The following is a 24,683-nucleotide window of genomic DNA, read 5'->3' as shown; positions in this document are numbered from 1 at the left end:
TTATTATCTTCAATTGGGTATATTTCACCAGCTCAATATGAAACAGACTACTATGATAATTTAAACGAGTCAGGTAAAGTGGCCTGACTTAAACAAACTGGTCTCCGATGAACTCGGGGCGATTCAAAATTAGAATTGGGAGAGTGTTCTTATTGTTCAGTAATTAATACTCTTGCAAAAGATTTGTCTAAAGTATTTGAACAAATTGGCATGCTCCAGATTGTGCAACCCATTATAAAATTAAGCTCAATTCCAACAAGCATATTAAATGTTTTAAGGTTTTGTTGTGAGCGCTCTAGCGGAGTCGAACAGGCTATCAGTCTATTTAAATATAGAGAAGAATGCATGGCGGAGTTTATTGACCTTCCACCTGATAGTGAACTGGAAAAGTTTGATTGTGAGAAATACATCAAAATTTTCTTTTGTGGGGGTAAAGACTCTGTAACAAAAAATGCTATTACAAAAATCATCTTAATGGGAAAACAATTGAAAGATCATGAATTAATAGCGTTAATTTTTGATAGTGGTTTATCTGATAATTATATGGGAGATATATTGGAGGTGCTTGAAAAGTTTAAATCTAGCAGCGAGATTCAAGTGTTAAAAGAAGACTTACGAACAATTGAAAACGATGTATTGGTTTGTCCTAAATATGATGTAATTCAAAACTGTAAAGCACTTAATAAGGAAGTCGTCTCCCTAGCATAGGCTTCCGGTGTGATTGCTTTTTAGTATTTACAGTATTTGAAATTAAAGCTCGAAAAGACAGTTTGAATTAAACATTAAATGGAAATGGAAATGGAAATGGGTTTGCCGATAAATGACTTACCACATGTGGATATTGATAGAGTTAAGTCTATTCCTCAGCTTGACGTTAACAAATTAACGATTATTGCAGAAATTGAGGATGGAGAAATCTCAGGAGAATTTAAGCGAAGTAAAGAGATAAAGTCGAATAGAAAACTCTTGGTAAGCTATAAAAGCTGTGACCTATTTATTTTATTACTAACAGAAGAATTTTTGGAATCAGCACCGTATCAAGTTATTGAAAAGTTTTATAACCCCAATTTACGAATTTTAAACACTCTTAAAACTATAGGTAACTATGGGTTTTCTAGTTCTGAACTTAAGAAGCTAATCCAATTATTGTGGAATAATCAAAGGAGTGAACTAAATATATCGATAGAAGAGATCGGTTTTGAGATTGAGACAATAGGGATTTCTTTTGGTCGTCCATATTCAGAGGCAAACAGCATAGATCTTAAGAATTGTTTCAATCATTCATTATCGATTCAATTGCTAATGTTTGACCTGATTGAGTTAACTATTAACGATTTGTTTCTTGAGCCTTCAATAAGGCAAGTATTCGCCATTAGTGATTTGGGCAGTACATTTGTAAATTTATTAAAAGATAGTTTGGATGAAGCACACGATACCCAATCTATGATTTCAATAGCAACTCAAAAATATTACGAAGCTGAGGATACCCGACCCATATATGCATCTGATTATTTTCCACAAAAGTTTCATGATGTAGAGGCTCTAGAGTACTCAGGAGAAGAACTGGCTGCATTTGTATTTGAAGACCAGACAGGACTAGCTCGTAAAGTGGTTAACGAACGCAGAGCTTTAGAGGCTTGGGAAATATTATCTCTAGTCATGGACAGTCAGCTATCTGCAAAATATGCCGACTCGATAGTGAAAATGGTATGGCGTTTTTTCAGAAAATCTAGGTACTTTTACTCTGACCTCGAAAAAGATCTAGAGTCCATAGAGAGCTTCATAAAAAAAGATGTGAATTTTCAACTAGCAGAAAAAATAATTAGTCGTGATAACTAAAATCAAATTTATAGTTGTTTAAATAACTCCTCAATCCGAGGAGTTTTTTATGCAATCTACAAACCGCAAAAAGCAATTTTCAGTTTCTACAGATGCAAAGCATTTTGATGAATTAAACGAGCATTCAATTGTCGCATTGAGCAAAGTCTTTGATGAATGGATACCGTCTGTTCAAGTCGCGCGAGCCATTAAGTACACAAATACTCAAGAAATTATAAACCTAATTTCTAATTTAGGTGGTTTGGCTGCTGACTATCTTTATGAAATCCCTCCGCTTGAGACGGTCCATTGCTCAGAACAAGAATCGATATTGGCTCAGAATAAAATCTTAAGAAAGTGTCGCCAAGTTCGAAATGTACTTTTATCTAAGGGCGATATTCAGGTTAGAACGAAATATTTGGAGCACTTTGAACAGCTATACAAGATTACTGAGTATGGTGAAGAATTTGTATTTGGCGCGTTAAACAATACGCCAGAGGCAAATTTATTAAAAATGATGGCCTTTATTGATGAGAGTAGGACTGGAGAAAAATTTCTAGACTATATCTGTAAATACAATAACAAGTTTCGCCAAAAGCTAACAGAATACAAGCTTTCAGCAAATCCCAACGACTCATTAGCTGCTTTAAACGAGTTAATCGACAGACTAGATCTTTATTACCGTCAGCCGTTTTACATTGGTAAAAACGATGTCGAAAGAAGCCACAAATCAATTGTTTTGCATAAGCTATCTAACCTGATCCATAACTCAGATGACGAGGCATTGGCTCAAACTTTTAGCTCTTTTTCTCCTGTTCGTTTAGCCAAAGTGTTATTGCCTTTAAGTGACGAGCAGCAAGAGAAAGTGCTTGGGCCAGTATCGGCAGATATTGCAAAGTCTCTGAATGTCGAAATTAAAAAGCAAGAAAACAAAATCGCTCAAACATACAAAGTAAAATGGGCAAATAAGTCTGCGAAAGAAATAGATGAGTTGGGAAGTACTATTGAAGAAAGCATGTTTTTACGCGCTTACCGTCCACTAATTAGTTTGTGTAACGCTGTTGATAGAAAAGAAAAAGAGCTTCGTAGTAAAGAGCGTGGCGACGCTGAAGAGCGTAATTGCCCATATACGTTTAAAGCGTTACTAAAATATAATGATGACAGTATTAGAAAAATGCTCCGTGTGACACGGGCGGAAGATATTGAAAGAGCTTGTTTCTTCGCCAGAAAAGATGCTGCTTTAGAAAAGATTTATAAAATTATCCCCTCACTTAAAAAGGCACATAAAATTAGTTTTGAAGAGGTTGATGGGTTCATAGATGAACAAGATTCTCTTAATGCTCAAAAGCAAATTATTAGCTATTTAGACAGTCTAGACAATGTGAACAGCGAAGCGCTGTCGGATAATGTAAAAACGGTTAAGCCTCATTGCAATGCCGACTATGTAAATGAAAGAGAAGATACTATCCCTGTATTCGACAAAGGTGCACTCGAAGAGGTTTATTTAACGCGAGATGCAACTGGAGAGCATGGTGCAGAAGTTGTTAGGCAGGTTCTCGAAAAAGGAGAACGAAAAAAAGTTTTATACGCTTCAGAGGATATGCTTAATGCAATTGAACAAATGTACGTCGATTTTCCTAACTTTGCAGAGGTGACAGAGGAGATACAAATAAGTTTGAAGATTTCTTATCTAACAGATAGCCCAATTGATATTGCGCCAATTAATTTGGGGGGCGTGCCCGGTATTGGTAAGACAGAGTATGTGAGAACCTTGTGTAAGCGGCTAGGCTTTGAGTTTTTTGATATATCCTTAGTGTCGATGGCTGCTGCTCATGATCTTTTAGGTGGCTCATCTCAATTTAAAGGGGCGAATGTGGGTGAAGTATCAAGATCACTGTTACTCAAAGGAACAACATTTCAGCCTTGTATCCTTCTTGATGAAGTGGACAGAGCTAAAAATGACCCAAGTTATCCCATTGTGCCCTCTTTGCTATCGATTCTAGATATTGATCAAAAGCGCTCAGTCCGGGATAGGTTCTTGGATATAGACATTAATTGTTCGGGTGTCATCTTTATATCAACAACGAACAACTATGCAGACATGGATGAAGCTCTTAAGTCTCGCCTAACCAATTTTGAAATAGATGCTCCCTCAAAAGAAGAAATGGGAAGTATTTGTCAAAATATTTATAAAAGTTATCTAAAGGAGAAAAGGCTGGCTAGGTTCTTTGGTAATGTGCTGGACAAACCCGTTTTAGAGTTACTAAGTACAAAAGTGCCTAGAGAGGCTAAATCACTGCTGATTGCTGCAATAAAAAAGGCATTTATAAAAGCTGAAAGAGAAGATGGGCTTATAACGTTAGAGTTAGCTGATGTGCCATCTAGAAAAGATAGTTCAGCGAAAGGTTCATCAATTGGTTTTATTCATTAGGAGTGGTTATGAAGATATTTGATCCTAGTATTTACATTAACCTTTCAAGCCAGAATAGCCAATTAGATGAGTTTGTATTTTTGGATATAGAAGCGTCAGGGCTTGGTTTTAATTCGTACCCAATTGAAGTGGCATATGCTACTTCAAATGATGAGACAGCCTCCGCCTTAATCAAACCAGCTCATGATTGGCTGGATTCTGGCGAATGGGATAGCAATTCAGAAAGGAATATCCACAAGATAACGCAGCATGCCTTGTTAAAACATGGAAGAAGTGCAAAAGCTGTAGCTGTTGAACTTAATAGTGCACTAAAAGGGAAGCTTATTTTTTGCAATGACCTTGCATACGATGGCGTTTGGCTAGCTAAACTGTTCAAAGTGGCAGATGTAGGCGTTGAGTTTTTCCTTACGGATATAAGCGCTTTCTTTGATTTTATAGGTAAGGAAAAAACGAGTAGCTATAAATCAGCTTACGAAGATATCTCTGTTGAAACCATACATAGAGCGTTACCCGATGCTTTACGGTTTGTTTCAGCATATAAGCTTATAAGTGGTCATTAACTAAATATTGAGTCCGCCGCGGTGCGGAAGGAACTATGTCCCAGTTTTGTATTTTTTCTATATTTAAATAGAAAACTGAGACATATGCGATGTTAAGATAGTTAAACTTTTACGCCCAATTTATTCATTATAACTAAAGCGCTATAAATAACATTTAAGCTTCATCATATTATTTTGATGGAGTTCGTTATGACTGAAATGAATAAAGCTTATTACAAATGTCTTAGAGAAAAAGTTAAAAAGTTTGATTACACCATTATGAGTGTAGTCTCAGAAAAATCTGAATCAGAAGAGCATGCAGCTTATTGTTACACTATTGGCTTATCAAACTTTGGTTATCCTGAAATTATGTTTGCTGATTGCTTTTATGAAGATGTTATTGAAGTTACAGATTTAGTGCTGGAACAAATTAAGACTGGTAAGCCAATTTCAAGCGGCAAAGTATTTCAAGTTTCAGGTGGTTGTTTTAAAGTAATCGAGTTGCTAGAAGGTATAAAGGAAGAAACGACTGAACAAGCAAAAAAGTATTTTAAATACTTTAGGCCAGAACAGCCAGAATACAACCTCTTTTACTTAGGGAAATCAGATGAGTTGGGTTTATTTCCGGATGAGAAGGTGTTTGAAGAGTCCAAACACATCAAGCAGCTGTTTTATAAATTGCAAAAAGCCAGCTGTTTGTCTTCGATAGTTTCTCCAGCTCCTAATACTGTTCAATAATTAAGGGGGCATTATGCAAAGTTCAGGATTAAATGGCAGCGATTTATTAGCACGAATTTTAGCTATTCCTGCCATGTGGGCGATAGGTCACTTTTTAGCTTTACACGCAATATTAAACTTTTCATTTTTCTTTGCTCTTTTGAGTGTGTTAATTGGGGGCTTCTTGATCCTTTCGAGTGCGGCTGTGTTTTATCAATTTATGACCGATTTTTCAGCCGAGCAGACAGGTATAATTCATCTGATGTTGGTAGCTTTGGTAATTGGCATTTTATCTTATGATGGTGTTGGTCAATCTAAGCCTATAGCATTTGTGTTTTCTCTTATCGGAAGCATGGCTTTTGCAGGCGCCTTTTATAAGTTTCCAGCCTTTGCTAAGGTATATGTTGGTTCGATTAAAATAATATCAGCAGGCATTTCTTTAGCAGCCATAGTTTTTAGTCTAGGTTCATTTTGGGCCGCCATTTAAAGTTATGTTCAGACATATATAAGAAACTTTACTCATTATAAGTAAAGTCAATTATTTCTATGTAAAAGTGCTTTCATTAACTAACAAGAGGAAAGCACTATGAACATGTCTTTAGATTACTATCAAATTTTAGGTATCAGACCCGATGCACCTTTAAAGCTAATTAATTCGGCCCATAAGGCTATGTTAATAGAGTATCATCCTGATAAAAATCCTGATAATAAAGATGAAGCAACGAAGCGCAGTGCTTTGATAAATGAAGCAAGAGATGTTCTGTGTAATCCAAGTAAAAAAGCTCTTTATGATAGCAATAGGGTTGTTAAAAACTCTGGTTCAGAGTTTTTGGCAAAAGAAAGAGCTGAAGCGCAGGAAGCTAAACGCAAAGCTGAAACTGATGCTAAACGAGCAAAGCAAGCGAGAGAAGAAGCTGAAAATTTAAGAAAACAAGCTGAGGAGTTAAATCGTCAAGCTCAATATGAGAAGGAGAATTTAGAAAAAAGCTTTTACCACGATAGAGCTGTAAAAATGGCAAACTTGGAGCAAGCTTATGAAGCTAAATTAAGAAACCTCCAACATGATAAGCAACAATTTTCAATGAAGCGTATTAGTACGCCGGATACGAAAAACGTCGTTGTTAGGTTGATTTGGTTATTGCTTTCACTTGCGTTCATTAGCATTTTCTTCATGTCATTTGTAGTAACGGCATTTGCGAAACAGGTTAACTCGATCCCTGAATACTTTATCGGTGCTGTAGTCATCTTTAGCTTTTATAAGTTAGCTAAATGGTCTTTTTATATGACAAAGAAAAACCGTTAAGGAGAACGATATTATGACTACAGAACATGCAGGTAATGTTGGAGAGGAAAGCGTCAGAGCAATATTGCGAGAGCTAAATGGCTCTGTGATTAGCGGGTTCATTCGATCTAACAACTTAAAGTTAGATGGACAAAGTTTCCAAGTAGATTTTTTAGTGCTAGTGCCATCAATTGGACTGGTTAACATTGAAGTTAAAAACTGGAAAGGTACGGTTAAAGCCACTTCGAGCAAAAAGTGGCAGCAAGAAATCAATACTGCCGATAAGTATTATGTTAACGAGTTCAACAATGCATCTATGCAGGCTCTACGCACATCAGGATTACTCATGCAGACACTTGAACGAGAAAGGCTAAATAATTGGCCCATTAGATCTTTGGTCGTATTCACCAATGAAAATGCCAAGGTGCTAAGAGCCAAGAGTAAACTAGCTCCTCAAACAGACATCATATTGAAGCATATGTTGCCCAACTGGTTAAAAGATAACGCGAGAAAAGACATGACGTTTAATTTCTCACTGAAAGAATTTAACCAAATTAAGTCTTGTTTAGTCGAGCATACGCAGCCCCACGCGGCCTAGTTTTCAAGGCAGACATTTCGACTAAGAGTTTCTGATAAACAAAATCATTTTTTTATTCGGCAGTATCTCCAATTTAAACTTGAGCACATTTAGCTCAATTCAAAATGGAGAAATACAAATGATAAAAATGTTTACCACTCTCTTGATAGGAATCAGTATTGCAGTAATTCCCCATCTCACTTTTTGCAAAAAATCTATCTTCTTCTTTATATTTCTATTGGAGTCGACCTTAAAAATATACATAAAATCTAATATATCCATCCAAAAATTAACGTTCGTTAACTCGTTAAGTGACTGAAATTAATAAAGTAAAAAACATTAAAATAAAGTGGTTTTATTAGTTTTTTTGTATTGATTTAGTCTTTGGAATTCATGTACTTTGTAAATGCGTTAAGCAAATTCTATTAACTTAAAAAGGTAAATTTAAATGAAAAAAGATATGCATAAAATATTAGAACAAATCCAAAAATCAGAGGAGGCGATAAGCTCATTAACAAAAGAGGCAACAAAGATCGCAAACTTCATCAAATCAAGCATGCTGAAGATGGGGGTATTGAAATTGATGCAAGGGAAGTATGAGCTTAAAGAAATGATTGTTGGTAAAAATAGTGACATTTCTTTGTACCTAAATACCAAAGGCTCAAATAATAAAATCATTTCTGTTTCACTCTCTACAGGAAAGATAAGTGGAGTTAGAGCTACGGAGCTTTTCTGTGGAAATATGGATAAGGCATACAAAGTCGCAAATTTAGAAGATTTACATACTTTTATTTATGACATACAACCTATGCTATCAGAACTTGCAGGTTACGAATTATCAGCAACCGCAATCGGTAAACTAAATGAAGTAACAGAAAGCGTTAAAGTGCTAAAACAAGCAGCATAAAAAAGAGCTGGCTGACTTAATAATTAATAAAAAAGCAGGTAAACCTGCGCAGCCTTAATTCAATAAGTAAAATTAAGGCAAGACCATGATCTCAAATCTTGAGTGTGTTTTTGAAGTCACTTATAAAACTTCAAACTCTGAACAACTTCAAGTCGAGCAATTTAGACTCGATGAGTTGGCAGACTTAAAACGGTTTATTAAGCGCCATAAACATGCCACCCTGCATGTATTGAATGACAACAACAGAGTCATTAATGCTGCCGCAAATACAGCATTCAAATGTGGTGTTCACTTAGTTGTTAACCAAAGACGTTATAGATTTAACGATGACAATACTCATCTAAATGATCGCCAAATTACGATTGAATTGATTAAACAGGCAAAAGATTTTGTGTTCTTTAAGGCTGTTCAAAGCAAACTGATCAATACGATGTTGTTAGAATCTCCACTTTATTATAGCGAGCAACAAGCTATCAAATCAGTGGAAAGCATATTCCAAGTAGACAATTACATTTCTCACAGAGAAATGGGGCAGAGATTAAATAAGAAAGCTAATACCTTAAATTGCTTACAGGCCGCATTTGATAAGAGGAGAGAGCAGGCTAAAAGCTTTATCTCAATAAGCCCTAACAGTTCATTAATTTATACCAACTTGGATTTTGAAAAGCACCTAATTGAATATGTATTAGAAAACGATGGCCTTTTCGTTCTCAACGATAAAATTGGCAGTGGTAAAACTAAACATTTGCTCCAATTATTTGAATATTTTAGTGATTCCGGGTTAAAGCCAATATTCGTAACCCCATTTGTAGCACTAACTAAGAAGATTATTGATGACGATAGAAACTACAGATCTGACAAAGCCAAAAGAGACGTAGATTCATTACCGGGTCTAGCGACCTGCATTGATTCAATCTCAGCTAAAAGGCAGTTCGATGGCTTTAGAGAGTCTAGCCAAATTACCATAGTGGACGAATATGAAGAGTGTATTAATTCCTTCACTCAAAGTGCAAGGATGGGGCAAACCCTAACTAGCCGATATCAAGCATTAGCGAAATTCGTAAAATTACTAAATAAGCCAAAAGTGATCCTAGCAGATGCGTTGTTTTGCGATCTGAGTATTCAGCAATTACAAAAACTGACAAATAGAAAAATTCACATCCTCAGCAACTCCGCTGCACCCAAATACCCAGCTAAAAAGATTCATGTTTTGGATGATAAGCAGCACTTATTTAACCTGATTGAAGCAAGAAAGTCTGGTGAATCGATAGCTATTTTCAATGATGCCAGTCAACAAAAGTTCAATAAGTTTAAATCGGTATTTGAGGCAATAACGGAAGGTGAAAACAACTTAGGTTATTGCGCAAATGCAAAGTTTCTTCGTTCAAAGTCAGGACAAGAGTATTTAAGAAATATTGATAAAGAATTGATTGAAAAGAAAGTCCATCAATTTAGTCCGTCAATTACTTCAGGGCACAGCTTTGAGCAAGTCGAAATGGATTCAGTCAATATATTTTCAAACAAGACAATATTGCCGACGCAGATAATTCAATCCACTGGTCGTTTTCGGTTAAATTACAAGGTTAATCTCTCGTTTTACAAACCAAATATTCCAGTAGATTTTTCCGTTAGTCATCAAGCAATAAAAAATGAACTAATCAAAGAGGAACTCTATAGGAATAGCTCAGCTGAAAAGGAAGAACTTCAAAATATTTTGTACGTTGACGTTATTGTTCAGCGAGTTCGTCAGCAAAGACTTATGACTAAAAATTACTGTGCCAACACACTTTTAATGTTAGAGCATTTGGGCTGTGAAATTACTTATGGAAGTAACTTTGAGGAACATAAAGAGCTTGCAAAAAAAAGGCTATCAAATGCTGAAGCAGCGTTATCTGAACAATATCTTTTAATTAACTTGGAAGAACCTGTTTCTGAACATAAGTACTTGAAGCTGTTATCTAATTCTCATTGGAATACGGAAGAACAAGAGCAGCTAATCTACACTTATGAGCTTATAAATCACTACCAACTTCATAGTCATCCGATGCTTATTGAAGAAGCATTAGCGTTTGACAGCTTTGGTCAAGGGCGCCAGCATATCTCTAATATTGAGCTGATAAAAAGCAATATAGAATTTAAAGAAATAGAGCTGGCTTACAAAAAGTTGGTGTTAGGAAAACTGGCGAAGATAACAGGATTACTCGAATCTGACACACCAGAGTGGACCAGCCATGACGCAGTGAGTTTTGTTAATTGGTTAGCTGAAGAAAAATTGGTTCTTAATGGTATTTTAGAGCCAGTAGAGAAATATTTTGAAGTGGTATTTAATTACACAAAAATATCAAAACCTCAGCCTGCAAGCACAATAAAAGCACTATTAGAGAAAGGGTTTGGCGTCCGAGTAGTGAAGAAAAAAGAAACGAAGTTTATTAACGGTAAGCGACCATATTATTTCAATATTAATCATGCAGACTTAGAGAAATTAAAAGCAGCTACAAAACTAACATCAAATGACCAAATAGCGAGAGCACAAGGCTTACTTTATTTCTATAAGCAATCGTTTCCTGAATTTAAACTCGAAGACACAGAAATTAAATCTTGCGAGCCAAAACAGTTAGAGAGATTATTAAAGTTTGCTCAGAACAGAGCTTCGTATTACGACTACTTCGATGAGCGAATAGTAAGAATACAATCTGAAGCTTGTGAGTATTGTGTTGCAAACTGAGTAGCGTAACTACAATGATATAGGGGACAGGACTTTATCTGACAGGCTAATTTGAGCGAGGAACGGACATTTATCTCGACTGTTACTAACTTATCTACATAATATACTTTATGTGATTAACCATTTTAGCCGCTTGAATTTCTGGTTGATTCACCCCACTTTATAATTAAGCAAATCAGTTAAAAGGACTTAATATGCTTTTCAATAATATTTCTGCTTTTGAACAAAGAATGATTGCTCAAGTAGTAGATGTAGCGTTTTTTACTATTCAATATCACAATTGTGCAATTGAAACGGCTTACTCAAGAACACAAAAGAAATTTCTTTTTGCATTCGTTGACCATAACTTGGGTTTTACTTGCTCTTTAAATGGAAATCATGCAAACGGTTACATCAATCACCGCGATGCAGTTGAACAGCTAGCCGCTTGTCGTAATCATGGAGTGTTTGATCCTATCCATTTCTACGAATTTCTAGATAACCAGTTACCTCATGTAAATTTCACAGAAGTCACTCCGATACAGTACGCTAGAATCGTTGGTAAAGCGGTTTCAAATTTTGAAGATAGGATATATTTCAATCACTGGCGCAGAGCAAAAATCTCTGAACAACAGGAAAAGAAAACGATTGAACTTATGGGGAATGAGGTTTTGAAGTTTTGTAAGGATAATGGACTTACTCCTGTATTTTATCCACACCCTACAAATAGAACACTTCAAGTCTTTTCTGATTTTAACCAAGACTATTTGAATCATGGTTTAACTCAATAAGTCCTTTTTATAACTGGTCGTTTAAACGTTCGTGGAACAGTTGGCTCGCACTTGTTCCTCGAACATTTTAGCCAAGTGTTTCTTGTCGCTTAACGAATCGTAATACGCATTTAAGGATTGGAGTATGAGTTATTATGAGGTGCTCGAAAAATTGTCACAAGAGTATCCAGTATTAATAGAAGACCTAATTGCTACAGATGACCTTGAGAGATGGGGTGTCATAACTAAAGCACTTTCTAAAGATGATAAATCTAAAATCTATGATCTGGCAGAGCCGAAGTGGATTGAGAGAAAAGTATTAGATGGGACATTGTTACTTCACCCTGATGTTCGCACTGAATTAGCTGCTCGCGATTACAAGCCCCTGAGCATTCATCGAAAAATGATCTGGGCTAGTGTTTTGGTGATGTATGACGGCTTTGATAGCAAAGAACGATATAATCGTATTAAAAATAAGATAATTAAGAAACACAGTAATAAGTGGTGGTTTGATGTTCATAAACGAGTCAAACCGACATATGCTGCTAAAAAGCGAATCGAGAAACAAGCTTTGGGCAATGTAACCTCTTTTGCGACTCAAAGTAGTTCATTTTTAGGTGGTGTTGTACAAGATTACCGAGATGATGCTTTAAAAATGATTCCAAAAGAATAAAACGCATAACAAGAGGCTGTGATGTCCAAAATCTGCTTTTGGCACTGTTGAGAAAGTGGGCTTAGGTCGTGAAGCTGATGATCAGACAAAATCGTTTTTGGACAAAGATGAGTTAGAGCCAAAGGACGGCTTTGTGCCAGAAGCAGACGTTTAACAACTTTCTAAAAATTTGTTTTATGAAGTGCAGCAATTTCCCACCCAGAAAATTCAAGACCATCATCAACTAACAAGCTGCTTGGTTCGAATTCCATTGGGTTAACACCAGACATTATAAGTTTTTGTATTTTATCTTTTTGTTCACTCGTTAACGTCTTCCACCATAAAGGTGAAGTAAAAGTATTTTCTGCTACTGCGAAAAAGAACCTAATTAGTGCGCTAAAAATTTTACTTTCATCTATGGCTAATAGTGAATTAATGAAGCCTAAAACCTTTTTTGATTCTTTTACCCAACTAAAAACTACATACCCTTTCCCGTCACTAGAAAATGAATTGAAAATCAGTTGCTGAGCATCAACACTTAAATCTCCTAAATCTCCTAAATCTTGAATAAAGTTGCCAGAAAAATCACTTATTGGTGCAACAATTGATGAAACAGCCACAGGCATAGGTTCTGACGATTCGATAATCAGATGAGATAAACTACCAGTTGTGTTACCAAGAAGTTGATCATCAAGTTGATGCTTTAGCTCGGAAAGCTCCTTGATAGCAGCATTAATACCCAGCTGTTGATCAGCTGCAAACTTCTGCAGGAACATTTGCTCTAATGGTTGCCTACCTCTATCACCACCTTTAATAAACTCAGATGTATTAAGCATGCCCTCTTTAGCATACAGCTCTTTTGCAACTGAACGGTACATCAGAGCTAAACATTGATCTTCATCTCCAACAAACACCCTATCCTCTATACAAGCAAAAAGCGTCTTATCATGATTAGAACAAAACCCTTTAAACGTCGAAGCTTGATTAATTCCGATTTTCTCTGGGATTAATTTACCTTTATTTATCATTATATTTGGTAAGTTTATTTTTAAGCCCAATACATGGTTACTTTCATCTGCAATTTCTTTCAAGCTACCGCTTTTCGATATGGTATGAGCGTTAATAATTTTTTTACTACATTCATGTTTTAAATCAGGCGAAACGTAACATAATTTTCTTGATGAGTTTTTCTTTGTATGCCCAATTGCTTCACCTTTACTAATAGGAGCTTCATTTTCACGACCATAATGGCAATGTTTAAACTTCTTACCAGAATTACACCAACACTTTTCATTTCGTCCTATTTTCATGTATTCCCACTCACTTCCTGTCTGCTTGCAAAATATGTGATGATTGAACCAAATCTCTTACAATTTTAAAGTGCGTAAATCGGACATATTTTTGCCGATATCACGCTCATTTTCTACTTTCTACAGTTTAAACAAATTACCTAAGATATTGCTATCAAATGCTATTTAATATTTACAAGTAAAACTAAGGATATAAGTACGCGTTTACTCATTTCAATGAATATGCGCAAAGAGCTGTTTGACCAATCAATTAACTACTATATTTAGCCAATCTCAATGACCGGTTATCGCTCAAAGGCGACCTTAGAGTATTTACGTTAACTCATAAAGGGGCAAAGGTGAGTCAGCAGACAACTCGCCTATGGATAGAAACGATTTAATAAGAAGCTCTCAAAACCTCTATAGACCGTGAACATGTATAATATAGATATGGTTCTAAAACGCACAACTCTGTCAGCATCGCGAGAAGTGACCCCTTTACTCCGTCATTTAGATCCAAGCAAACAATCTCAAAAGCCCATTGCCCAATGAACTCAGCCCACTCATCTTTATCATCAAAGGCTGCTGCTGACACCACCCCCACACCGAAGATGTTCTCAGGAGAGTCATTAATGTCCAAAAAGTCTCTATAGACACGACTCAATATCATTACTGATCCTGCAAGCTTCTTACTTCTGAGATTAGCTGCTACTATCGCCAAACCATTTAATAATTGATAAATTATATCTTTATTCACATCACCTTCAATTTGATGCTGTGTACTTTCCAGTAAGGATGTTGCAAGCTCTGCATACTTAGAATCAACTTTACAAATCTGAGTCAAATTTATTAATGCAGTAAAAGCCTCTAAAGAAGCTGTGCCACCAAGTTTTTCTTCCAAGTTTTTCCTGACATCATCTGGAATAACGTTAGGTTCAATATTTCCTTCAAGTGGGCCAGAGAAAAAAGCATTCAAAGGCAAAGGCTTTTCCTTCTCCAATATTTGCCGCAATTTGTTAGAAAATATTTGGTTGTCGCAGGTATTAAATGCGCCAATCAGCCTTCCATTTAGATCATCTTGTAACTGTTGAGCTGAAATGTGTCCGGGTAACCACCTTGGTTCACACCTCAAATCAATAAATGTTTGGCAGTAAAAAACAAGTCCTCTTTGTTCCATCGCCCACTTCTGTACATCATTAAACTGGAAGCCATATTCAACGGCGACTTTGGCAATTAAAGAAGCTTGACCAAAAGCTGCAAAACGCCTGTAGAAAGAGGGCTTTTCTTTAAATATGGATAGTCGGGATAACTCTCCATCGACAAAAACAAATAGAGCACTGATGAGTTTTATTTGCTCATATGTTTCTGGTGAAATTAAGCAATCAAAAGCCGCACTAATTTCTTGTTCAAAAGCTCCAGCTTTGTCGGCTAGCCCCACTTCCATGCATCCAATTAACATAAATGGGTTTTGCCACTTAATAGCATCCTCTATAAGTGACTTGAACAAATCATCATCCAGCTTTTCTTTAGCAATGGCTCTTGATATCGAGGAGTTAGCACAAGCTATAAAATTTAAATAATTAGTGTCCTTATCTTGAAAATGCTCAACCAATTCATTTTCGCAATATTCAACGATATTTTTACTGTCAAAGTAAATGCCAATAAGTCTTTCATAGTACTTGAGGCTTCTAGGCACCAGAGTCTCAATTCTGTTAACGCGTGTTTGTCCTTCATGCCCTAAGACTTGCTCTAGGTAAGTAGGTGTAAGTCTGAGATCTGCAATAAGTTCGGCGGCATCTTCATCACTTAATTCATCGCGTAAAATGGATATCCACCTTTCCGAATCAGCTACTGGTAACCTATATTTTTCCGCCTCTTCCTTAAATAACTCTATCCGTTTATCACTGTCAGGGTTTAATACCCAAAAGAGATCTGTATTAAATTCCTCTTCTTTTCCTGTAATTTTTGTCGATATCGAAAAAGCTGAATCTACACATACTTCCCAATTATTATCTTGTTCACATTTAACTATTGCCGAACCAGTTTTAGAAGCATATGCCTGACGTACGCTTGCCATGATAACAGCCCTAGAAAAAGAAGCTGCTGAGCTGCCAAAGGTTATGGTCGCATCTGACACAATATCAATATCTTTACAAAAATCAGTATCTTTTAAAATTTCGGCTCTTATAGGTTCGGGATACACTCTAAGTAAATGCGCTGCGATATATGCCTTTTCCTCATGGTTTCTATCCATTGCGCTTATCCTCCAACTGGCCTAGATCAGTTTCTACCGCATTTTTAATAAACCTCTTTGATGAAGCCACAACAGTATTAAAGCTAATTGAGTCATCATTTTTTAATGGGTGCAATACATAATCATTTAGCCACTTTTCGTACTCTACTTTTCTATCAGTCTCATCGAATTCAGTCGAGACTATCAACAGGTTTATTCGAAGTGATTCACCAAAATAACCTAAGCCATCTTCATTTCTAATATCGTGACACTGTGCCCAAGATCTAAAGTCAATCAGGTCATAGAGCCAATTGGACCTAGCTATGCGTTCATCGATGGAAATGTTTTCATTCCATTGCCTCTTCAGGATATCTGATAGCTGTTTCAAAGTGTTATTTAGCCAATGAGCATCCCTAGGCAACTTAATCAAGCCGCTTACTTTTAAGAGAGATAAATGCTGCTTTACCAACAAAAGCTCTTTATCCGGACGAAGAACACCATCTTTTACATTGGACTTATCCAAATGATACTGCACCTCTTCAGAACTAGCTGAAATAACACCAAACCCTGATTCCCTAAGTTTTGCCCTATAAACATACTTATCTTCTGCACTTATTTGCCCTTTTAAATGAAGAGTTTCCAATAAATCCAAAGTAGTAAATACTGGTTCAGTCTTCTCTCTTATTTGGATGTTTGCGTTCTGGTTTATCGTTCTATCATCAATCAACACTCCGCCAGTAATACACTTTTTGTGGAATAGCTCACTTATTGGCGTTGATTCAATACGATGTCCCTTCCGCTCGGATGCATCCAACATTTCAGACAACGTAACTTGGCCAGTCTCAAGCCCAGCGTGAAAAGCTACTTTAATCTTATCTAGAACCGAGTCCGCTTTTTGGATAGTAGAATCAAAGTTTCGCAGAGCCTTATACCTCCTATGATCCTCTGAATCTACGTACAATTTGATGCCCGTATCCTTAAACTTATCTAAAACACCTAGAGCCATTAGATAGGTTACAGACAGTGAGTCTAAATACACTGAAGCTGAATCAGAGAGTTCAGGCTCCTCTGGCCAAGTTTCACCGTGTTGCTGTTGTTTTAAGTACTGAACCGCACCGCTATGCTCAGTGTCAGTCAATAAAGAAAGTTCTTTAAGCTTCCCAATCAACGTCACACACGAAACTAAGTTTTTATAGTGGGGAGAAAGGTCAACCTCCTCCTGCCTAAAGCTACCTACATGATAAGCAGGATAAGAGCTTACAACTACACATTGTTGCTCTACTGTTTCCCCGTTCACCGCAGTTTCTATCAACATGGCGAGTTCATCACCAACGCTCAATGCTAGCTTAGGGTCTTCAATAAGGCGGGTAGGGGCTACTTGGATACAGTCATCTAATATCAAGCTTTCAAAGTTTTTAGCTTTCGAAACTTGACTTGGTTGATGGAAAGCCACTTTTTGCTTTTCTTCATATAGCCACATGAGCAAAGAATGAGAGATTACAATTTTAGGAAATACTTTGAAGAAAGGGTCTAGAAGTCCCAAGTAGCCTATTGTAAGTACACTTGATACATCCACCGTAATCGATTCTGCGTCTATAAATTTTTCTTCTCTTAAGCTGTGAAATGCTGCAATTGCACTTTTCTTATGAACGCTATTGTTTTTTGTATTTTCAAAAGGCTGTATTAAATAAAAATCAGAAAGACTTCTGTGCAATAGATCAGCTAATAAGAAAATTGGTGCCTCATTGTTTAAATATGCTTTATATACATGATCATTTTGCTCACGTTGTGCATACATCATTTCCTTCATATCTTCGAAGGAGCCTGTATGTATCGGCCCACCATTTTCTGATGATAAAACTGCTGCTCTGTTTAACCACTCAGATGAACTTTTATTATCTTCCCAACCAAGTAAAGTGGCAGTGAAATAGGCAGAAGCTAGAACTTCTGGGTCATCAGGAAATTTCTGGGTAGCGAACTCCAAAATTTCTTTGGCTCTATTTGGTAACTGTGCTTTCGCTATGCTGGCAGTTTGAAGTAACTTAGCTTTGCTTAGCTCTTCCTTTTTCTCCCATCGAGCCTCTACAACAGACGCCAATGCATCCCAATTACCGCTATAAATATTAAGATGAATGTCTAAGGTTTCGACATCTAGCCGTTCATTTCCGATTCTAGATAATTCTTCCGTTAACTCTCTAGCACTTTTCAAATTTCCACTTCTAAACAATGACCACGCCTTGTGAAGTTTCAAAGGCTCACTTCGATCAACTATTTCCTTGTTACCTTCTAAAAACTCGTCCAATTCTATAAATTTTTCATTTTTTGAGTAAGCGTTCGCAAGATTTATTGCATCAGCTTCTGTTTTAGTCTTTTCGAATAGCTCTTTTGCATACGATAAGAACTCATCTTTTGTTCCTGAAACTGAGAGCATTGTTACAAGCTGGGCTAGATCACTTACTTTTCTGGTCTCTTTATATTGCTCTATCGCCAGAGCAATAGGGTCTTCGCCTCTACGTGTAGCAATGATGTTTTTAAGCAGCGGCTTTTGTTCTTCAGGCACTAAGTTGTCACTTTCCAACAAGACTTCTGCTTCATCAACAAGCCCACAACCAGCTAAAACTTCAATTTCAAACATTGTTGCTGCGCTGGGGTTAACTCCTTTTTCAATTTGGGTTCTGTGAGTCCGAATATATTCCAATGCTTCAGTGTAACCCTTTTGCTTATGGGCCAAAATAAATCTGGCTAATCCTAGATCTCGCTTGGTTTCACCGTACAATATAGATAGCTTATCAACTTCCTTCTCAACCTTGTCGTAGTCAACATCTAAGCCAAAAGAAAACGCCAATGGCAAATATTTTAGGGAATCAATAGAAAAATCAGAAAAAAAGGATTGCAGTTCCCTCTGTGCATCTTCTTGAGTTTCAGGAGTTTTCAATCTGAGCCAGAGTGAATATTGGTTTGATAACGCAGCTATATCTTTCCCAACATCACAACCTATGAGTGCAGAGCAATACGTAAACATTTTCGCTGATTTTAGTCTCAATTCAACTGATTTTGCATCGTCTGCGAGCGGGTATTTCTCTGCGGCAAACGGCACTTCTAGGATAATATTACGTCTTATTTCAGGAACTTTTACTGAATTAGTCAACAGCGACATTGCGACTGCATAAGATAATCCGATAGATTCAATTTGATTTAAGTCACCTAACTCATCTACCTGCTCCAGAGCTTTTTCCCACTGTTCAGCTTGAAGAAGAGAATTTAGCAACGATTGTTGGCCATCAGTGTCTAATGATCGAATTGTCAGCCCTGAATCAAACAACCATTGAATAGCATCAGTAATTTTTTGCTTTCTTTGTTTAAGCATAAAAACTGCTGAATAATTTAACGGCATTGGCTTATTTAATAATTTGTCTATTGCTTCAGCTTCATTTCCTTCAACGGCTGCTATACACGCTTCAGCAATCTCTGTCTCTTCAGTCCATGTAAGCCTTTTAGACTCTTTAAGGTATGATTTGCTAAGCTCTATTTCTTCAAAGCAAATGTATCTCGACAATAGTGCAAGCGCTTTGGCTTTTAGTAAAGGACTAGCGCCTTTAAATTCACCGTCTAGTATGCTGCCAGCTAATTCCCTACAAGTTTCTTCTTTAGGGTAATTTGCAAAAAACCTAAACTCTTTTATTTCACTTATTTGTTGTTCTATGCTGGCATCTTGGAGATGAGGGGCTGTAAAACCAACTTCCGTAAGCTTCTCGGTAACTTTCTTAGATGTTTCATCAGAAACGTCCTCAACTAACTCGTCGCTAATTTTTGAGCTTTCTAGTGCAAGTTTTTTGTACTGAAAGAATGTTTCAAAACCGTAAATAGCAACGCTTAATAATATGAGTGACCATCCCCAAGCAGCATTTGCTGTAGCTATTGGCTTTTTCCATTGCGGAAACATATCCTGACTTGCCAATACCCAGTTCAGCAACTCAATCCAAAGAGGTTGGCTTAGAAGAGCTAAACCAGTGACTAATATTGGCCCTATGACAAACTTAGCGAGTGATGGTCTGATATAGGAAAAAAGGAAGTCCAATACCTTGTGCAATATACTATTCCAATCAATATTCCTCATAATTCCCTTCCTGACATTTAACAGCTTGATTAAGGCCAACTTTTATTGATTGCGGTTACATACCACTATCTTCAATTTTGTGTAGTAAAACCATACCATATTCTACCAATGTTATGGTTCTCATAATATTTTAACAAGATTGAATTACAATGAATTTTTGTGAAATTACCGGCATATTTCTAAATTGTTTTGGGGCAAAAACGGGTTAGTGCCAAAGTCTGTCTACGGCACATATACGACTGTCAGACTTGATTGAGTCTTGTTAATCGAGTCTGACAGTTCAAGTTAATGCTTAAGAAAGTGATGTTGCTTAACTCAGTAATGGTTTGTATTTTACCAATGGCATTAATCGTTCCGCCAAGTTATTCAAAGCAGCCTGACGTTCTGGAAAAAAACCATAACAATCATAAGTTTGTTCAACACCTTTAAGGCTATGATTCATACACTTCTCAGCTACCTCTCTCCTTGTTCCTATTTTTGACAATAAAGTGCGGAAAGTTCGTCTCAAGTCGTGAATAGTAAAATGCTCAACGTCTACATTTGCCATATAATTTGGTCCCGGTTTTCTTTTGCCATAGGCAACTCCGAACAAACTGGCTACAGCATCATTAAGGGTGTCACTTGCAATATGCGGCTTTTTACTGGCCTTCCGTTTTGGAAATAGGTACTCGGAATTGCCGCTGAGTAATTTGAGATCCTGAAAAAGAGATACAGCTAAATCAGGTATGGGCACAATCAGTGAAGCTTGAGTCTTCGTAGCGGTATCCAGTAGCTTGAAAGTTTGGCGCTTTAAATCAACTTGTTGCCATTTAGCCGATAACAGTTCCATCTTACGAGTCCCTAAAATTAACAGCAGGACCAATGCAATATATGAGGCGGTCGGGATCTTATGTTGATGCTCACGAAAAATAGAAAATGCATCTTCTATTTCATGTTCTTCTAAAAATCGTTGACGCTTTTTGTCTGCGCCTCCAGCATCTTCTGACTGTGAAAACTCTTGTGCAATATTACAAGTGATCAGTTTATATTTTGTAGCAATTTTAAAGACGCGTTTAATAAATAATAGAACCTGATTGGCGACAGAGGGTCGCCCGGAATCTAATACTCGTTGGATGACATTATCGATATCGTAACTATGAATACGATCAATACGTATAGCGCCAAGGTGTGATTTAATTTCATTGTTATAAACGCGTTCATAGATGTAAGTGGTCTTGATCTTATTGCGCTTTTTCTCAAGAAACTTTTGTGCACAGTCATCAAACGTGATGAGCTTGGGTTGTTTTTGCCGCTCGATATCTAATTTAGGATCAATGCCATCATTGAGCTTTTTACGACATTCAATTGCGGCTTTTATGGCTCCTTCAAGGTTGAGAAGCTCTTCATGATCAGTACCATAAGAACCGATCTTAAACTGTCTTCGTTTACCGTATAGTTGATACCTGATGATCCAACTCGCTTTACCCGGAGATTTAACATCAAGATATAAGCTTGGATAGAAATTTTCAAAAGTGGGGTTACCGAGTTTGACGAGTTCATCTACTCGGTTTCGTTGTTCCAATATTGACATAAGCTCACCTTTATTTAATCAAAAAATGTGGTGAGTAGATGAAGAGATAAACACCAAAATGAAATCGAAAAAGTCACCACTTTGGTCACCACTTGACTGTCAATTTGGACCGTTTTTTATAAGCTTGCTTAAATATTTGGAAGGAAAAGCCTAAAATATCACGTTAAATTGCTATTTTAGGCTTAATTTATACTAGAAAACTTCTTATTCTATGTTTTGGATCTGCTCACGCATTTGCTCAATCAGTACTTTTAGCTCAACTGCAGCATTGGTGATGTCGCTGTTGATTGATTTAGAAGCTAGGGTATTTGCTTCACGGTTAAACTCTTGCATCATAAAATCTAAACGACGACCACAAGCGCCACCTTTACTCAAAATTTTGTGTGTTTCTTTAACGTGCGACTTTAAACGATCTAGCTCTTCTGCTACATCCTGCTTTTGTGCAAGGTAAATCAGCTCTTGTTCAAGGCGTGACTCATCAATATTTGTTGTTAAATCTTCAAGCTTTTGTACTAACTTTTCACGTTGCCATTTAGTAATTTCTGGCATGTGTGCTTCAACGATATTAACTTGTTCTAAAATGGCGGTTAATCGTGTAGCTATCATTTCTTCAAGGTTTTCACCTTCATCACCACGTGCAGATTTAAAGTCTTCAATTACTTGGTCAAGGCCAGTAATGAGTGCCGTATTTACACTATCCATATCAATTTCTTGCGCTTCCATAACCCCAGGCCAACGTAAAATATCCACAGGGTTAATGTCACCACTGCTTTGTTGTTGTACCCACTTAGCACTATTAATTAACTGCTCCGCCAGCGACTGATTAATTGATAATTCACCAACATGTGCTGGATTTGCGACAAATTTTAAGAAGACTTCTACCTTACCACGCTGTAAGTGCTTACGCAGACGCTCGCGAATAACGGGCTCCATGCCACGAAATTGCTCTGGTGCACGAATAAATGTTTCAAGGTAACGTTGGTTCACTGAACGAACTTCCCACGTGCCAGTGCCCCATTCGCCTTTAATTTCGCGACGCGCATAAGCTGTCATACTGTGGATCATGGATGATTTCCTACATTTTTAAATACAATAGTGTAATGATTATACCGTAACACTGCTTAAGCTCTAAAGAAAATTTAACCTACTGAGTGTTTTTTAAACACACTTTAATCTAAATCAACATGGCATCTGTATTCACATCCACATATAATGTGGCAAATTCAGAATTAAGGGGATCGTCAATGCGTCCAAGCGAAAGAACACCTAATCAAATTAGACCGGTTACGTTTACACGTAACTATACTTTGCATGCTGAAGGCTCAGTATTAGTAGAGTTTGGTAACACTAAGGTACTTTGTACCGCGACTGTTGAAGCTGGCGTGCCACGCTTTATGAAAGGCCAAGGTAAAGGTTGGGTAAACGCAGAATATGGCATGTTACCGCGCGCAACACACACACGTAACAGTCGTGAGGCAACGCGAGGTAAACAAGGCGGTCGTACAATGGAAATACAGCGTCTGATTGCTCGCTCTTTACGTGCAGCAATAGATCTAAAAGCACTCGGTGAAAACACAATTACTATTGATTGTGATGTAATTCAAGCTGATGGTGGTACACGTACAGCATCAATTAGTGGTGCATGTGTCGCACTCGTTGATGCACTTACTTACATGCGTGCAAAAGGGATGATTAATTCAAATCCACTTAAGCATATGATCGCGGCTATTTCAGTTGGTATATATAAAGGCCAAGCGATTAGCGATTTAGAATACCTTGAAGACTCTGACGCTGAAACCGACATGAATGTAATTTTAACTGAAACAGGTAAAATTATTGAAGTACAAGGGACTGCTGAAGGCGAGCCTTTCTCGTTTGACGAACTTGATGAGCTACTTACACTCGCTAAGCACTCAATTCGTGAAATTATAGATGTACAAAAACAAGCACTAGCATAAATAGGTAATCAGCGATGAAAGAATATCAAAAAGAGTTTATTGAATTTGCTTTAGAAAAGCAGGTATTAAAGTTTGGTGAATTTACCTTAAAATCTGGCCGTACAAGTCCATACTTTTTTAATGCAGGTTTGTTTAATACCGGTCGTGACCTTGCTCGCTTAGGTCGCTTTTATGCAGCGGCACTTGAAGATGCAGCAATTGAATATGATGTACTATTTGGTCCCGCTTATAAAGGTATTCCAATTGCAACAACTACCGCAGTTGCGTTAGCTGATCATTACAACAAAGATGTGCCTTACTGCTTTAACCGTAAAGAGAAAAAAGCACACGGTGAAGGTGGCAGCTTAGTAGGTTCGGATCTTAAAGGTAAGATAATGCTAGTTGATGATGTGATCACTGCAGGTACTGCAATTCGCGAATCTATGGAAATTATTGCTGAAAATGGCGCAGATTTAAGTGGTGTTTTAATCGCACTTGATCGCCAAGAAAAAGGTAAAGCTGAGCTTTCAGCTATACAAGAGGTAGAGCGTGACTTTAATACTCAAGTAACTTCTATTGTTAAATTGGCTGATCTAATCAGTTACCTTGAAAATCAAGGAACCATGGATGAGCATTTAGCGGCAGTAAAAGCATACCGAGATCAATACGGTGTAGCATAAGTAAGAGCCTCGCAAAAGCGGGGCTTTATTTTGTTTAAAATTTAGCAGAACTCGCACGAATAGTTAAAGCGAGTAAATTCTCATAGTCGAGTGATTAAATCCAACTATAGCCATAAAAGCATTAGCAGATCGTATAAGTACAGAGATTAATGTTCCATCGGATCAAGCTAAAGATATAAGATCTGCAGCGGTTACTCTCCTATTGGTGATCATGATGATCATTCTTTCACACATTTAAGGGCTACCTCACAGTTAAACGCTTAAATACCGCGTTTATTGTTAATAAATTGATAGTTATGTTGTGTTTTTAGTATCTATCGTTCAAATATCCAGCGAACAGTCATTTATTTCAAGTTTTCTTCAAAAAAGGGTTGATCTGTTTTCGGATCTCCCTATAATGCGACCCCACTGAGACGGCAGAGCGCAACGCATAGCGAGGCACGAGCTACTCAGAGAGTTA

20 protein-coding genes are annotated in these 24,683 nt (G+C 37.1%); 15 read left to right on the top strand and 5 right to left on the bottom strand.

Annotated elements, in window-relative coordinates:
* Positions 1-183 precede the first annotated feature (183 nt).
* The 12 genes from QL986_RS18465 to QL986_RS18410 all read left to right on the top strand — a co-directional run bounded on the left by QL986_RS18465 (position 184) and on the right by QL986_RS18410 (position 12,418).
* Positions 184-708 carry a hypothetical protein gene (locus QL986_RS18465; protein WP_290191792.1) on the top strand — a complete coding sequence of 175 codons (525 nt, stop codon included), beginning with the start codon at positions 184-186 and terminating at the stop codon, positions 706-708.
* 90 nt (positions 709-798) lie between these two features.
* The gene (locus tag QL986_RS18460) at positions 799-1,839 is read left to right on the top strand and encodes a hypothetical protein (protein ID WP_290191791.1); all 1,041 of its coding nucleotides are present in this window, start codon (positions 799-801) and stop codon (positions 1,837-1,839) included.
* Between the two features lie 49 nt (positions 1,840-1,888).
* Positions 1,889-4,249: an AAA family ATPase gene (locus tag QL986_RS18455; RefSeq protein ID WP_290191790.1), complete on the top strand. Its 2,361-nt coding sequence runs from the start codon at positions 1,889-1,891 to the stop codon at positions 4,247-4,249.
* A gap of 8 nt (positions 4,250-4,257) precedes the next feature.
* Positions 4,258-4,809, top strand: coding sequence for a hypothetical protein (locus QL986_RS18450; RefSeq protein WP_290191789.1), 552 nt, complete (start codon positions 4,258-4,260; stop codon positions 4,807-4,809).
* Between the two features lie 189 nt (positions 4,810-4,998).
* Positions 4,999-5,526, top strand: coding sequence for a hypothetical protein (locus QL986_RS18445; RefSeq protein WP_290191788.1), 528 nt, complete (start codon positions 4,999-5,001; stop codon positions 5,524-5,526).
* A 13-nt stretch (positions 5,527-5,539) separates the two neighbouring features.
* A complete protein-coding gene (locus QL986_RS18440) occupies positions 5,540-5,992 on the top strand; it encodes a hypothetical protein (RefSeq protein WP_290191787.1) in 453 nt (150 codons plus the stop codon).
* A gap of 99 nt (positions 5,993-6,091) precedes the next feature.
* Positions 6,092-6,808 (top strand): J domain-containing protein, encoded by a 717-nt coding sequence (locus tag QL986_RS18435; RefSeq protein WP_290191786.1) that lies wholly within the window; start codon positions 6,092-6,094, stop codon positions 6,806-6,808.
* Between the two features lie 13 nt (positions 6,809-6,821).
* Positions 6,822-7,385 carry a nuclease-related domain-containing protein gene (locus tag QL986_RS18430; RefSeq protein WP_290191785.1) on the top strand — a complete coding sequence of 188 codons (564 nt, stop codon included), beginning with the start codon at positions 6,822-6,824 and terminating at the stop codon, positions 7,383-7,385.
* Positions 7,386-7,812: 427 nt separating this feature from the next.
* Positions 7,813-8,271, top strand: coding sequence for a hypothetical protein (locus tag QL986_RS18425; protein ID WP_290191784.1), 459 nt, complete (start codon positions 7,813-7,815; stop codon positions 8,269-8,271).
* Between the two features lie 85 nt (positions 8,272-8,356).
* Positions 8,357-10,996 (top strand): hypothetical protein, encoded by a 2,640-nt coding sequence (locus QL986_RS18420; RefSeq protein ID WP_290191783.1) that lies wholly within the window; start codon positions 8,357-8,359, stop codon positions 10,994-10,996.
* Positions 10,997-11,190: 194 nt separating this feature from the next.
* Entirely contained in the window at positions 11,191-11,766 is a 576-nt protein-coding gene (locus QL986_RS18415; protein WP_138764223.1) for a hypothetical protein, read from the top strand.
* Positions 11,767-11,890: 124 nt separating this feature from the next.
* Positions 11,891-12,418 carry a hypothetical protein gene (locus QL986_RS18410; protein ID WP_138764224.1) on the top strand — a complete coding sequence of 176 codons (528 nt, stop codon included), beginning with the start codon at positions 11,891-11,893 and terminating at the stop codon, positions 12,416-12,418.
* Positions 12,419-12,579: 161 nt separating this feature from the next.
* Here QL986_RS18410 and QL986_RS18405 read toward each other — a convergent pair whose 3' ends face one another.
* From QL986_RS18405 to QL986_RS18385, 5 genes are all read right to left on the bottom strand, one after another.
* Positions 12,580-13,707: an SEC-C domain-containing protein gene (locus tag QL986_RS18405; protein ID WP_290191782.1), complete on the bottom strand. Its 1,128-nt coding sequence runs from the start codon at positions 13,705-13,707 to the stop codon at positions 12,580-12,582.
* Positions 13,708-14,083: 376 nt separating this feature from the next.
* A complete protein-coding gene (locus tag QL986_RS18400; protein WP_138764750.1) occupies positions 14,084-15,940 on the bottom strand; it encodes a hypothetical protein in 1,857 nt (618 codons plus the stop codon).
* Positions 15,933-20,036, bottom strand: coding sequence for a hypothetical protein (locus QL986_RS18395; RefSeq protein WP_290191781.1), 4,104 nt, complete (start codon positions 20,034-20,036; stop codon positions 15,933-15,935). Before QL986_RS18395 ends, QL986_RS18400 begins: the two co-directional genes overlap by 8 nt.
* Before the next feature lie 310 nt (positions 20,037-20,346).
* Complete coding sequence (locus tag QL986_RS18390) at positions 20,347-21,606, bottom strand: site-specific integrase (RefSeq protein WP_138764752.1); 1,260 nt, start codon at positions 21,604-21,606, stop codon at positions 20,347-20,349.
* 204 nt (positions 21,607-21,810) lie between these two features.
* On the bottom strand, positions 21,811-22,671 hold the full coding sequence (locus tag QL986_RS18385) for a YicC/YloC family endoribonuclease (protein WP_024601834.1): 861 nt from the start codon (positions 22,669-22,671) through the stop codon (positions 21,811-21,813).
* Positions 22,672-22,850: 179 nt separating this feature from the next.
* Here QL986_RS18385 and rph point away from each other — a divergent pair, with 179 nt between their 5' ends.
* The 3 genes from rph (at position 22,851) to QL986_RS18370 (ending at position 24,461) form a co-directional block, all read left to right on the top strand.
* A complete protein-coding gene (gene rph / locus QL986_RS18380; RefSeq protein WP_008111261.1) occupies positions 22,851-23,564 on the top strand; it encodes a ribonuclease PH in 714 nt (237 codons plus the stop codon).
* Between the two features lie 14 nt (positions 23,565-23,578).
* Positions 23,579-24,223, top strand: coding sequence for an orotate phosphoribosyltransferase (gene pyrE, locus QL986_RS18375; protein ID WP_013466041.1), 645 nt, complete (start codon positions 23,579-23,581; stop codon positions 24,221-24,223).
* 106 nt (positions 24,224-24,329) lie between these two features.
* On the top strand, positions 24,330-24,461 hold the full coding sequence (locus QL986_RS18370) for a diacylglycerol kinase (protein ID WP_138687202.1): 132 nt from the start codon (positions 24,330-24,332) through the stop codon (positions 24,459-24,461).
* Positions 24,462-24,683: the final 222 nt, after the last annotated feature.

The organism is Pseudoalteromonas sp. APC 3250 (assembly GCF_030407915.1).
Lineage (GTDB): Bacteria > Pseudomonadota > Gammaproteobacteria > Enterobacterales > Alteromonadaceae > Pseudoalteromonas > Pseudoalteromonas tetraodonis.
This window is presented reverse-complemented; position numbering and strand designations above follow the sequence as displayed.